This is a genomic window from Shewanella sp. ZOR0012 (genome assembly GCF_000798835.1).
Taxonomy (GTDB): domain Bacteria; phylum Pseudomonadota; class Gammaproteobacteria; order Enterobacterales; family Shewanellaceae; genus Shewanella; species Shewanella xiamenensis.
The window spans coordinates 3,093,265-3,106,893 of record NZ_JTLE01000094.1; the positions used below are offsets into that span (position 1 = coordinate 3,093,265).

A 13,629-nucleotide genomic window follows, 5' to 3' on the forward strand; every position below is an offset into this window, starting at 1 on the left:
TTTCCGGTTTATCGTCTTCTATCACTGTACCTAAATGATCCCAATGGGCATGCATCATCACCACCTCATCAGGGCGGCTTTTTCCAGGTAATAGTGCCGCCACATTGTGGGATTCGGCGCGTTCAATCGTATTGTTTAAACTGACATTCGCCTTGAGTTTTAAGGAAATGGCCTTAAAGTTTGGCTTAGCGGCTTGTTGCTTTAAGGTATCGAAGTCCATGCCTGCCTTAGCAAAAATCTTATTGGCGACATCATGTTGCACCCAGCCCATCACGCCCACCTGTCCTTGGTTATTATTGGCATCGACCAAGGTGAACTTAGTGCCAGTATTGGAGTTTTGCACGACACCCCAGCCATAGGCTGCGGGTTCAGTTTCATGCACAATAAAAACAGCTTCAGCGCCTTGACGCGCGGCCTCTTCGTATTTGTAGGTCCAGCGGCCATAGTAGGTCATGGCATTGCCTTTAAAGACCTTGGGATCTTGAGTTGCAAAACCAGGGTCATTGACCAGCACTATCACGGTTTTACCTTTTACATCGAGTCCCTGATAGTCATTCCAACCATATTCAGGCGCATTAATCCCATAACCGACAAACACCACATCGCTATTACTAAGGTTGACTTTATCGCTAATTCTCTGGGTTCTGGCGGTAAACTCGCTGCCATTGGCAAACTTAAGCCCTCCCATATCAAGCTGCATATTTTGATCGGCGGTAATTTTCGCCAGTGGCACAGCCTGCAAGTAACTATCGCCAAATCCAGGCTTAAGCCCCATTTCTTTGAAGGCTTTCTCAAGATATTGAATGGTGAGTTGCTCGCCTTCGGATAAGGGCGCTCGGCCGCCAAAGGCGTCACTGGCTAAGGTTTTTACATCTGTACGATATTGGTTCAAATCCATGCTGTCACTCAACGACTGGGCGGCAACAGCGGGCAAGGACAGTAAGGCGCTTAAGGCACTCGTAAGGATGAAATTTTTCAAGAGTTTCTCCCAAGTTATTATCATTATTTAGTTTTAGCGATAAACTCTAACATATCCCCTTTGCCTTTTGGCAGGTTTATTCAACCCGCTTTTGGCTTGAGTTGTAACGGGATTTGACGAGCAAAATACTTACCCCTATGTGGTGCACATAGTTTATCGATTTATATTTATTGGGATTAATCCATGTCACGAGATTTATTACAAACCGCAGCCTTAAATCTTAAAAAAGCGGTTCCCTTAATGCTCAAGCATCAAATCCCCACGACTCCCATTAATTACGCTCTTTGGTATACCTACGTAGGTGAACAAAATCCGGCATTAAATGCACAGCTCGATACGGTTATCGCCCATTACAATACCTGCCCTCCCGTGAGTAGTGAGCTGTTATATCGTCAATATGTGGCAGACCCCATAGAACTGAATGTGCGAGATATGCGGCTAAACCTTGAGGCCATGGCCACTGAGTTATCGCAGTCGATTAAGGATACCAATCTGGATGCGACTGAGTTTCAAACCTGTATCCATAATAACTTTGCCAAACTGAATGGTATCGAAGAAGGTACGCTCAGTGTTGATCAAGTGCTCGATTTAGTCCGTAATTTGGTGAAGGAAGCCGACAATATTCGCTCAAGCACCGAGTTTTTTACGACCCAATTGCAAAAAGCCCAAACAGAGATTGATGCATTAAAACAAAAGCTTGAAAAAACAGAAAAAGATGTACTTTACGATGCACTCACTGGCTGTTTAAACCGCCGCGCCTTTGATGCCGATATCGCAGGCATGTTGGCACAGGCTCCCGAGGGCACCTGTCTTATCTTGGTCGATATCGATCACTTTAAGGCCTTTAATGACAACTATGGTCACCAGCTTGGCGACCAAGTATTAAAGGTCGTTGCAAAGCGTTTGCAGGAAGCCTGCCGAGATGGCTGTAAGCTGTACCGCTTTGGCGGTGAAGAATTTGCCATTTTAGTGCCAAAGAGCCAATTACGAATCACCAGGCAACTGGCTGAAGCCATGCGCCGTGGGCTTGAAAAACTCAGCATCAAGGATCGACGCAAAGATCAACGTATCGACAATATCACCGCCTCCTTTGGTGTATCTCAGTGGCAAGAAAGACAATCAGTAATACAACTTATTGAAAATACAGATAAGTTGCTTTATGAGGCAAAACGTCTAGGCCGTAATAGAGTGATGCCAATAAACAATTAATGCTGACATTAAGGCAGAGCCTTCAGCTCTGCCCTAATTGATTTGCCAATTTTTTAGTTACCAGTCAACCTGCCCATTGTAGCGAGTAACTCAAGCTATCAACTCGAATGTTCAAGCCACTTTTGGCTCCAACGTCCTATCGACTGTCGCCCCTTCGGATTGAGCTGCAGTTTCTGGCTCGACCGGGATAGCCTGTACCACAAAACGCAGTTCCGCCCCACCTTGCAGCACATCGAAGGGATAGCAAGTGATCAGGGTTAAACGATTATCCTCACTTGGCGCCATCAACTCAGTTTGCGACTCATGCACCACTTGGGTCGCCACCACTTGGTAAACAATCTCCCTGCCCGCTGCGGTTTGCAGCGCTAGGCGACGCCCGACGCTGATACCATTTAACATCGCAAAATGCGTATCCCTGTGCCCTGCAATCACAGTATTACCTTGCGCGCCAGCGGGCGCACTCGATAGTACTAAAGCAGGCCCGAAGGCCAAATTACGGCCAGATGCGCCCGCCAGCACATATAAGCTGTCGTTGGATGCCGGACCATCGAAGTGATTCGGTCTTTTAGCCTGCTCGATGGAGAGCTTAGCCACGGGATAGGTATCGGCCCAGGACCAAGGTTTATGGGATTGACCATCAATTAAGGTTTTAGCCCAGGCTTGTTCAATCAAATATTGGGCAAAGTGTGCTTTCGCTTGCATATAGAATCCTTTTCCAAACAACGTAATGCCGATTAATACCAATCCCACCAGCAACCCTATTTGTATCTGTTGAGTCATGTGCATACTCATAGACATAACTCAAGTATTCAGCGCTAATGACAGCGCGCGTTGCTGCCGCTGCTGGCGACGAATCGACAGCGCCAACATCGAGGCAAGTAGTAACACTGCGCCACCTAAGAGCATGTCGAAACGGCTCGAGGTTGATGTTTGTGGTAGAACTCCCATAGGCTGCCAACCCAAGGGTAAATGCTGGCGCACCACCGCATCTCGGCTCATGGCATTGCTGGCGATGGGGGTTAAATCCACCGCGACCAAGCTGGTATAGGGGCTGACTAAGTGATAATTCAGCGACAGCGCCGTGACCTGCTCTTTGACCTTGTCATCGTTAGCGCCGTTTTTACTCAACTCTAAGGCCGCAATCTGTTTGCGTGCCCAGAGTAAATCGAGCCCCGCCGCAGGCTGCGCAGCATCAGTTACTGAATGGCTTGCGTCATTGGCTTGCAAAGATAACGACTGTTGCCAGTTTTTATGGCCCTGACGACCGGAGATCACGAGTTCCTGAGGCTCACGTGGGTGGCGCTTTAGGCTGATCAATACCGGTTCACCGCGGTAAAGATCGGGGATTGGCGCTGGCCAGTAGTCAGGCACAGAGCCATCGTCAAAGCGCACCTGTAAATCGGTGAGTACCGGATACTGGATTTTGGCCAGCAATTGGCTAATCTTTTGCTCCACTTCATCCACATCACCAATGTAAGTAAAAGTGCCACGCCCAAGTTCAGCCGCACGCTGCATAAAATGCGAGTTCGGCGCCGAGCCAATGCCTACGGTAAAAAGACGGTTGTCGCCGATTTGATTACGGATTAACTCAAATAACACCGACTCATTGCCGACGGAGCCATCGGTCATAAAGATCACTTGTCTTAACGACTTATCCTCAGCCGAAGCTGTGTTAAACGCCTGCCTTGGCAGCGCGGCATTTAAAGCCTGCGCCATTTCGGTGCCGCCATCGGCCTGCAAACGATTCACAAACTGACGTGCCTTGTCCAGATTACTCGCTGTCGCGGGCAGCGGTGTGGACGATAATAAAGACACATCGGAGTTAAATTCGATAATGTTAAAACTGTCCTGTGGCCTTAAACCGCGCAGCGCATAACGCAGGGCATTTTTCGCCTGAATAATGGAATCTCCCGCCATCGACCCCGAAGTATCAATCACTAAAATAAGCTCACGGGGCAAGTTAAGTTGTTCACTGGCCTTGACTTTGGGCGGCATAACCATCACTAAGCTGTAGTTATCTGTATTGCTACTATTACCAGTTGGACCTGTATCCGCACTCGCATTGTCGTCCTGTGCCGTATGGGTTTTGCCCGCTTGGTTGAATACCCAAGCCACGGGACTATTGCCCTGCTTAAGACGCCATTGCAGCACAAAGTCACGATTGGCTGGCACACGATTGGCCAAGGCCGCCGTCAGTTGCCCCTGTTTTTCATCTATCGTGATGGGATGATACGGACTCACCACGGCTGATTTGTCCACGCCTTCACCAAGTTTGACCTTAATATCGGCCTTTAGCACAGGGTCTGCCTCGCTATTAGCGTCGCGGATCGGAGCGATAATCCGGTCAACATCGAACACTTGGCTGCTGGTCACGCGCTCACCATTGTTTCCACCGAGTGTTAAGCCAGGGATATAGCGCGGTGCCACCACCAGCGGAAAACGTAGGCTAAAGAGACCATCTTCATAGTGAATGGTTTCTTGATAACTGATTTCGACCACCAACTTTTCATCAGGAGCGAGGTTGGCGACTTCGGTCGTGAACATATTAGGCCGTTCTTGGCTGACTAGACTGGCGCGTTTTCCTTCGGCTTTGGCCTGCTCAAAAATCTGTTTTGCTTGCTGTTTTGGGTGAATTTGACCTTCGATGATCCGCTCACCAATGTGCAAACGCAGTGAGTCCACCGCCGCCTCATTGGGTAAAGGGAACAGATAGCGGCCATTGAGGACAAACCCGGTTTGATTACTGAACACCTGCTTTACGCTCACCCTATTGGTTAGCCCCGAGACCTGCATCGACACTTGCGTGTCCACGGGTAAGGACGGCATTAAACGGCCACTGGCGGTTTGATACACCAACATCCCTTGGGTGACATCATCGAAACTAAAAGCTGGCAATGTGCTCGCCGTATGTTCATCGAAGGTCGCGGCAATATTTTGCGGCGCCGATAAAGTACCCACACTGTTCGGTGAGGCTAACACCGCAAATGGTAGCCCCCAACAAATGGAGGCGCCGATCACTAGCATCGCCAGCGTTTGACAAACTTCTTTTACCCTTTTCCCTGTGATCATCACAAAGGCTCCTGATCTTGATTGAATACGATTGATATTGTTGAATTATTCGGTCACGCGGCTCGCCATCAGCCCTTGGTTAGGCTGCATGGTCAGAGTGACTCGGCGATCGAACACATCGGATTCACTGTCTTGCTGGTCATTGAGTGGCATTCTGGCGCCGAAGGCTTGGGTGGTGATCCGCTCGGGGGCTACGCCTTGCTTAATCAGGTATCCCCGCACTTCTAACAAACGTTGCTCCGAGAGCGCTTGGTTGTAGGCCAGATCACCGCGACGGTCGGCATAACCTTTCAGCTCGAGATTGGACTCGCTCAAGCGCTTCATCACCTTGGCGACATTGTCTAATTGGGGCAAAAAATGGCTTTCAAGCTCCGCAGAGCCCGTACGGAACTGCACATTCATGCCCAGCGCCAACTCACTTAACAGTTGATGTTGCTCGGCGAGCAGTTCATCGAGTTGCTTTTGGGTTAAGGCATATTCGGCGGCGCGTTGCTCACTAGCCTGCTGTTTGGCCGCTAAGCTCGTCAATTGTTGACGCTGCAAGGCAATATGTTGTTGCTGAGTTTTAACCGTGTCGGTATCAGATACCGACTGGCCGATTAAGGTGCCAGTAAATCCGCCGATAATGGCGCCAACCGGGCCGCCCACTAGGGCGCCAAGTAGCGCTCCGCCGCCAAGACCTATCAGCGCTTCGCCGTCATCCTCCTCTTGCTCAATCATTAGCTCTGTCTGTGGCTCTATGAGCAGAGGTTGATTTTGTAGCGACACCTTTGCCGATACATTGGCGATGGGCCCGGCGAGTACACTCAGTACCAAGATATTAATCAGCGTCTTTTTCATCATCTCATTCCTTTTGATTTGTGCTGCGTTTACCCGCCTAAGTCATTAGCGCGGCCGGTAAAACGGAATGAGCGTATTAAACACAAGTGCCATGGCATAAGCGGGGATGGAAAATGGCAATGCGACTATCAATTGTGGCAACAAAATGGCAATTGCATTCGGGAGCTTTTCTCAGAAATAAATTCCTGTATAGTCACGAAAACTTATCCCCAGCAGTCAATAGGAAGATGGCTAAATGAAACGTATCGCCATTGTGGAAGATGAAGCGGCCATTCGCGAAAATTACAAGGATGTGTTGCAGCAACACGGTTACAGTGTGCAAACCTATGCCGACAGGCCATCGGCCATGCTGGCGTTTAATACCCGTCTGCCGGATTTAGCCATTATCGATATCGGCCTTGGCAATGAGATTGACGGCGGTTTTATGCTGTGTCAGTCCCTACGCGCCATGTCAAACACTCTGCCGATCATCTTCTTAACCGCGCGGGATAGCGATTTTGATACTGTGTGCGGCCTGCGTTTAGGCGCCGATGATTACCTGAGCAAAGAAGTGAGCTTCCCCCATTTGACCGCTCGTTTAGCCGCGCTGTTTCGCCGCTCTGAGTTAGCCACCAGCCAAACATCGCAGGAGAATTTACTGGAGCGCGGACCGCTCACCATCGACGCCAATCGAATGCTGGTTTCTTGGAATCAGATCCCGATAGAACTCACAGTCACCGAGTTTTGGATGGTGCACGCCCTTGCCAAACACCCGGGGCACGTCCGAAGCCGCCATGAGCTGATGCAGGAGGCGAAGATTTTTGTCGATGACAGCACTATCACCTCCCATGTGAAGCGCATCCGTAAGAAGTTTATGGCTGCCGCGCCCGAATTTGATTGTATCGATACCGTTTATGGTATGGGCTATCGCTGGGACAGCCTAGCCTAAACCATGCCAAATAGCAGATTAGCCAGCATTCTATGACACGTTTTCCCTTCGGTCTTCGCACTAAAGTCATTGGCCTTAGCCTGTTTTTACTCTGCCTACCTTGGCTGGGGTACCAATATGTGTGGGAGATGGAAAAATACCTGCGCCACGGTCAGGAACGCACCTTAGAGGGCACCACCCAAGCCTTAGCGACCGCACTGCACGAGCGCCCCAAGCTGTTCGACGGTCAGGCGAGCTTTTTAAAGCAGGTGGAAAAGAGTCGCGATCTCTATGCTTACCCCTTAGCGGGCGCGATTCTGCTCGATGGCAAACTCAATGAATGGCAGGAATATCAGCACAGATTTATCCAGTACGGTGAGGCGAATCTCATCATGCGTGCCGATCCCAGCACGTCGCTCACCTTAAGTTTTACCCATATGGTGGGTCAGTACGATGGTTATCTGTATGCCTTTTTTCAGGTGGTCGATCCCAATGTGGTATTTCGTGGCAAAAATGCCTTAAGTGTCGATAGGAACGATCACCTGTCGATTGCGACCCTTGCTCCCGACAATAAATTTAAGCGTTATATCGTGGCTACGACCCAGCCCGGTTGGATCAGTGCCTTCGAGCTGCCCGCAAATCCTAAACAAACCGTGCCAGTGACACCCGAGGTGCGTATTCAAGGGCAATGGGCCACCACGGATGTGGGCTACAATATCGAACTGCGTATCCCCTTGGATATGGTGGGCAGCAAACTAGGATTTGCCATTGCCGATGTCAACGACAGCAAATACCGTGATATCACAGCCGTTGTCGGCACCTCGGCCTTAGATACCGTCGACAAACTCGGTACAGTCTTAGTGCCATCACCCGAAATTGAAAATATTATCAAAGGGATGAGCCACTATAGCTCGCGGATTTGGGTGGTCGATAAACACGGGCGTGTGCTCGCGAAGTCTGGCGATATCCGTGATAGCAACAGTGTATGGACGCGCACCCTCGATGATGAAAATAGCAACTCACTATGGCAGCGGTTTCAGCGCGACTACCTGCACCCGCTCTACTATAAAATCCTCACTAAACCGCCGAAGGATTTTATCGATTCCCTACAGGACTCGACCGAACTCGACGGTAGCCATATTCAAAAGGCACTTGCGGGACAACAAAGCTCGACCTGGCGACTGACGCCAGACAATAAGGCTGTGGTGCTCGCGGCCGCGAGCCCCATTTGGATTGATAACAATGTGATGGGCGCCGTGGTGGCCGAAGAAACCACCCACGGTATTCGCACCCTGCGTAACCGCGCGCTGGAAAAACTGTTTAACGTGATCCTGACCATTATGAGCATGGGCACCTTAGCGCTGTTTTTCTTCGCCTCGAGTATTTCGAATCGTATCCGCAAACTGCGCGATGAGGCCGAGAATGCCATCGACAGCCAAGGCCGCGTGCGGAACCATTTAAAACCCTCCAAGGCGCGGGACGAAATTGGCGACTTATCCCGCAGTTTTGCCAGCATTGTCGGCCGTTTGGGCCAATACACCCATTATTTGGAGAATATGTCGTCACGCCTGTCCCATGAATTACGCACGCCGGTGGCAGTGGTGCGCTCCTCTCTAGAACACTTAAATCTGCAAACCTTAGATAAAGACACCCAAAAATATGTCGACCGCGCCCAAGAAGGGGTAAGCCGTTTAAGCATGATTTTGAACAATATGAGTGAAGCAACGCGCCTTGAGCAGAGCCTTACTCAGGCCGATGTGGCTAAGTTCCCGCTATCCCAAGTGGTAAGCGGCTGTATGCAAGGTTATCAAATGACCTACCCTGAGCAGCAATTTAGTGTCAAAGTGCCCGACCAACCTTTGATGATGCAGGGTGTGCCCGAATACATAGCCCAATTGATGGACAAGCTTATCGCCAATGCAATCGAATTTTGCCATCAAGGCAGTGCGATTGAAGTGACTCTCTCCCAAGTTGGCAAACAAGCCACATTGCTTATCAGTAACTTAGGACCACAGTTGCCAGTGGATATGTCGGAGCAGATCTTCGATTCCATGGTCTCGGTGCGGGTCAATCAAGCCCAAGATAAACCTCACCTCGGCTTAGGTTTATATATTGCGCGGCTTGTGACCGAATTCCACCAAGGGAAAATTTTGGCCCGCAACCGCAGTGAAAACGATGGGGTCGATATTCTGGTTACCCTGCCGCTTAGCTAATACAAAGACTTACAACTTGAGGCAAACTCATCTGTTTGCCTCCTGCCATTTTCACGGGCAGATGCTAAGATGACGGCCATCACAATGGATAACAACATAAAAACTGACTCGCCAAGGTAAGCCCTATGACAGATAAACATCAGCTAGCCACCCAAATCGTCAGCGTCGGTCGAGATAAAAAATGGACCAAGGGTGTGATTAACCCGCCCGTATTTCGCGCATCCACTATCGTCTTCGACACCATGGAAGATATGCGTCACGCCGCCAAAAACAAAACCAATGGCGAAATGTTTTACGGCCGCCGCGGCACCCCGACCCATTTTGCGTTTCAGGCGGCGATCAGTGAGCTCGAAGGTGGCGTAGGTACGGCGCTGTATCCCTCGGGTGCAGCAGCGATTAGTGCTGCTTTATTATCGTTTTTACAGGCGGGCGATCACCTGCTGATGGTCGACAGTGTTTATGAGCCGACCCGCGATCTTTGCAGCCATATTCTGGCGGGCTTTAATATTGAGACTACCTATTACGATCCCCTGATTGGTGAAGGTATTCGCGCGCTTATCCGCCCCAACACTAAGGTGCTGTTTTTAGAGTCTCCTGGCTCCATCACCATGGAAGTACAGGACGTCCCGACCCTATGCCGTATCGCCCATGAATATGGATTAGTGACTATTCTCGACAACACTTGGGCCTCGCCAATCAATAGCAAGCCCTTCGAGATGGGTGTCGATGTGTCGATTCAAGCCGCGACCAAATATATCGTCGGTCACTCTGATGTGATGATTGGCACCGCGACAGCCAACGAGAAACACTGGCCGCAGCTGCGTGAGCGCAGTTATTTATTGGGACAAACCACTTCCCCAGATGATGTGTATCTCGCCACACGCGGATTACGCACCCTAGGCGTGCGCATGGCGCAGCATGAAAAAAATGCCCTTAAAGTGGCTAACTGGTTGAAAACTCGCCCCGAGGTTGACCATTTACGTCACCCCGCCTTTGATACCTGCCCAGGACATGCGTTCTTTAAACGCGACTTTAGCGCATCAAATGGTTTGTTTTCCTTTGTATTAAAGCAAGGGGATCAGGAGGCGGTGACCGCGCTCGTTGAAAATATGCAACATTTTAAAATGGGTTTTTCTTGGGGCGGTTATGAGAGTCTGATCCTAGGGATTTTCGGAATTGAAAAAATCCGTAGCGCCACTCAATGGGATGCAAGCAAACCATTGATCCGTGTGCATATTGGCCTAGAAGATCCCGATGATTTAATTGCCGATCTCAGTGCGGGCTTCGAGCGCTTTAATGCCGTATTTGCTGCCAAGGCCAAATAAGGCTTAAACAACTTATATGTTAAACAATGAAGGCGGGAATTATCTCGCCTTCATTTTGCCCCGCCTTCGTTTAACCCCACCTTATTTTGACTTCGGCTTTACCCACTTTTACTGTTTGGCTGCGCCGCACTTATTGCGGGGTCAACCCACGCCTGAGAGCCGTATAAAGGCACGGTCGATAAGGCATGCTTGTGGCTGCCATTAGTCTCTTTGGTTGAATAAGACAAATACAACAGCGTTTGATTGGGCGCATCGTAAATTCGGCGCACTTTTAAAGTTTTAAATAAGATGCTTAAGGATTCGGTAAACACCACTTCGCCGTGTTTGCTCTTATCGATTTTGGCGATATCGGCGGCGGAAATCGGCCCCGTTTGACGGCAGCTAATGCCCATATCGGAGGGATCGGCAAAATCAAGATTCGCTTCGATACGGCTAATATGGCAGGTCACGCCGGGGATTTTCGGGTCATGCTTGGCATCGATAATCACGTCTTTCGTGGTAAATAAACCGAGGCTCACTTTACCTACGTCATCGCCGCAGCCCGTGAGCAGTGTCCCCGCCAACGTCACGGCCAGCAAAGACATTAAAGCCTGATTAACTTTCTTCATCTGTTTATCCTTATTCATCATCCTATTGAGCAAAACACTTTTGTGCCCAACGCGTTAAACCAGCCGTCACCGAACCAAAGTGATCCCCAACCACCACAGGCGTATCGGGATAAAGGCTAGTGATTTTAGCGTAAATTGCTGGGCTTCGTGCGGTACCGCCCGTCACATAAATCACATCGGGTTGGCACTCATAGGTTCCAGCCTCGACAGCCAGTTCTTCAGGTGCTAATCCATTGCCAGCAAGACTCTTGGCCGCCTGAGTCAGTGCTTGGTGCATTAAGGCTTCTATCTTAGTCAATGACGGTTCAATGGCATTTTCAAAACAATCGCGACTCACTTCAACATTGAGCTTGGCTTCAATAAATTCCAGTGGACTTTCAGTTGTTTGAACCTCAGACAAGGCTATTTTAGCCCGCTCGGCTAAACGTACAATTTGGTAGCTTAACTGTTGTTGCTGCACTTTGAGCAATCTTTTTAATAAATGTGGCTGCTCAGCTTCTTTGATCAGTTCATCTATCAACTTGCGAGTGCTTAAGGTGGCAAACTCACGCTGGGCACTGATATCGTTAACGGCAACCGCATTCCAAAAGGGATTACTCGGCATAGGTTTACCATTACTCATCAGCGAACCTAAACCAAAGTGCGGCATAAAGGCATTCATCGCCAATGCGATATCCAGATCGTTACCACCAATACGCTGGCCGCTGTGGCCAAGACAATCGGCACTGCGATCGAAATTCGACTGATGCTTAGGCCCCATTTTAACTACAGAACAGTCGGTGGTACCGCCACCGACGTCGACTACCAGTACGGTTTGATCGGATTTGAGGCTGGCTTCATAGTCCATACCCGCGGCAAGCGGCTCAAACAGAAATGCCACATCGACAAACCCCGCCCGTTTCGCCGCTAAGGTTAAAATAGTCTCGGCTTGGCGGTTACTCTCTTCACCACCAATGCCCTGAAAGTTCACTGGGCGACCAATCACTGCATGGGTAATGCTGGCTTCGCCTGCGGATGTTACGCCCTTTTCGGCGAGTACGGCTTCGGCGCGCATTTTAATATGCTGCATCATTAAAGTGACTATGTCTTCAAACAGGGCAACTTGCTCGGGTCTAAGGCCAGTTGCACCTAAAAAGGATTTTGGCGAACGGACATAAAAACCTTCTTCGGGCATTTCAAGATACGCGGCCACGGCCTGCTCACCCACAAACACCGCTGGCGTCTCGGCATCGAGATCTAATTCATGACGTACCATACGGGCGCGGCTTAATTGCGCGGCGCGCTTTTGGGCATAATCGGCTTTTAATTCTGTGGGAAGAGCGCGATAAACGGCTTCGGCAATTAACTCTCGGTCCATCGCATATAGCGTTGACGGTAAATAAGTTGAATCGGTGGATATTGATAAGAGTGATACTTCATCTCCCTGCATGATCCCAACGGCACAGTTGGCACTGCCATAATCAAATCCAACAAACATCCGCTTACCTCTAAGTCATACCACAATAAAAAGCCGAGCACGTTAACACAGTTTGCCTCAATCCCAAAGAAAGCCTAGTGCATATCCTACCCTTTACCTTGTAAACTCGTGACTAGCCAACGTTAAGTTAAAGTCACATTTTTGTCACAATGGTCATCAATCTGACATATTCCGTTCGTATCTTTATGGACTTATGACTTTCGCCCGAAGGGGAATTTGCCTTTAAATCCCTTCATTTGTAGCAGTAAATCTGATTGCACTCCGATGTATGAATGCTATTGTATACTGCGCCATGACGCTTGCTTAAAGGAGCTGTGCAGTGTCCCCGAATACCGATAAACTGTCGATTGATAAAGAACTCTCTTGGTTGTCATTTAATGAGCGAGTGCTGCAAGAGGCCTGCGACCCCAATGTGCCGATTGTTGAGCGCGTGCGCTTTTTGGGTATATTCTCCAATAATATGGACGAGTTTTTCCGGGTGCGGGTCGCAGCAGTTAGGCGCTCTATATTACTGTCTTCCCTGCAGGAAGGGCGTAGTAATAGTCGTCACTTAATGGCAAAAATTCAATCCAAAGTGATGGCACTGCAGGAGCGTTTCGACAGTATCTATGCCGAGCTGATGCGCGAATTAGTTCGCCGTAATATATTGTTAATTAATGAAAAACAATTAAGCGACTTCCATAGTAACTGGCTTAAAAAGCATTTTCGCGATCATTTTAAACGTCATATCGCGCCGCTTATCGTCAATAACAATCGCGACCTCGTAAAACATATCAACGATGATGCAACTTACCTTTGCGTATGCTTATACACTAAGTTGCGCAGACAATATGCTCTCGTAGAGGTACCCACCAAAAATGTCCCGCGTTTTATCGAGTTACCTGCTGAAAAATCTAAAGCCAAAAAATACCTGATCCTGCTGGATAATATTATCCGCCACTGTGTGGATGAGTTGTTTGGACCGTTTTTTGAATACGATGCGATTGAAGTTTATTCGATGAA

The 13,629-nt window shown here is 49.3% G+C and carries 9 protein-coding genes and 2 pseudogenes; 5 read left to right on the forward strand and 6 right to left on the reverse strand.

Annotation, left to right across the window (positions count from 1 at the left end; genetic code table 11):
- Nucleotides 1-1,003, reverse strand: a pseudogene (locus L976_RS15255) (PA domain-containing protein); the annotation flags it as partial.
- A gap of 159 nt (nt 1,004-1,162) precedes the next feature.
- Between L976_RS15255 and L976_RS15260 the strand changes: the two are divergent.
- Nucleotides 1,163-2,188 carry a GGDEF domain-containing protein gene (locus L976_RS15260; RefSeq protein WP_047538046.1) on the forward strand — a complete coding sequence of 342 codons (1,026 nt, stop codon included), beginning with the start codon at nt 1,163-1,165 and terminating at the stop codon, nt 2,186-2,188.
- Between the two features lie 111 nt (nt 2,189-2,299).
- On the opposite strand, the gene L976_RS15265 is transcribed toward L976_RS15260, so the two are convergent.
- The 3 genes from L976_RS15265 to pdsO are packed head-to-tail and all read right to left on the reverse strand — an operon-like array spanning nt 2,300 to nt 6,100.
- Nucleotides 2,300-2,980 carry a class GN sortase gene (locus L976_RS15265; RefSeq protein ID WP_047538048.1) on the reverse strand — a complete coding sequence of 227 codons (681 nt, stop codon included), beginning with the start codon at nt 2,978-2,980 and terminating at the stop codon, nt 2,300-2,302.
- A gap of 9 nt (nt 2,981-2,989) precedes the next feature.
- Complete coding sequence (locus L976_RS15270; protein WP_047538051.1) at nt 2,990-5,257, reverse strand: marine proteobacterial sortase target protein; 2,268 nt, start codon at nt 5,255-5,257, stop codon at nt 2,990-2,992.
- A gap of 45 nt (nt 5,258-5,302) precedes the next feature.
- A complete protein-coding gene (gene pdsO, locus L976_RS15275; RefSeq protein ID WP_047538054.1) occupies nt 5,303-6,100 on the reverse strand; it encodes a sortase-associated OmpA-like protein PdsO in 798 nt (265 codons plus the stop codon).
- A 232-nt stretch (nt 6,101-6,332) separates the two neighbouring features.
- Here pdsO and pdsR point away from each other — a divergent pair, with 232 nt between their 5' ends.
- From pdsR to L976_RS15290, 3 genes are all read left to right on the forward strand, one after another.
- Nucleotides 6,333-7,025, forward strand: a complete 693-nt coding sequence (pdsR, locus tag L976_RS15280; protein ID WP_037418159.1) for a proteobacterial dedicated sortase system response regulator — start codon at nt 6,333-6,335, stop codon at nt 7,023-7,025.
- A 32-nt stretch (nt 7,026-7,057) separates the two neighbouring features.
- A complete protein-coding gene (gene pdsS / locus L976_RS15285) occupies nt 7,058-9,217 on the forward strand; it encodes a proteobacterial dedicated sortase system histidine kinase (protein ID WP_047538057.1) in 2,160 nt (719 codons plus the stop codon).
- Between the two features lie 125 nt (nt 9,218-9,342).
- Nucleotides 9,343-10,542 (forward strand): cystathionine beta-lyase, encoded by a 1,200-nt coding sequence (locus tag L976_RS15290; protein WP_047538058.1) that lies wholly within the window; start codon nt 9,343-9,345, stop codon nt 10,540-10,542.
- Nucleotides 10,543-10,640: 98 nt separating this feature from the next.
- Here the strand turns inward: L976_RS15290 and L976_RS15295 are convergent, their stop codons facing one another.
- Together L976_RS15295 and yegD are read right to left on the reverse strand one after the other, a co-directional pair.
- The gene (locus tag L976_RS15295) at nt 10,641-11,150 is read right to left on the reverse strand and encodes a CreA family protein (protein WP_156143192.1); all 510 of its coding nucleotides are present in this window, start codon (nt 11,148-11,150) and stop codon (nt 10,641-10,643) included.
- 22 nt (nt 11,151-11,172) lie between these two features.
- A complete protein-coding gene (yegD, locus tag L976_RS15300; protein WP_047538061.1) occupies nt 11,173-12,627 on the reverse strand; it encodes a molecular chaperone in 1,455 nt (484 codons plus the stop codon).
- Nucleotides 12,628-12,946: 319 nt separating this feature from the next.
- On the opposite strand from yegD, the pseudogene L976_RS15305 reads away from it, so the two are divergent.
- Nucleotides 12,947-13,629 (forward strand): annotated as a pseudogene (locus L976_RS15305) (polyphosphate kinase 1); the annotation flags it as partial.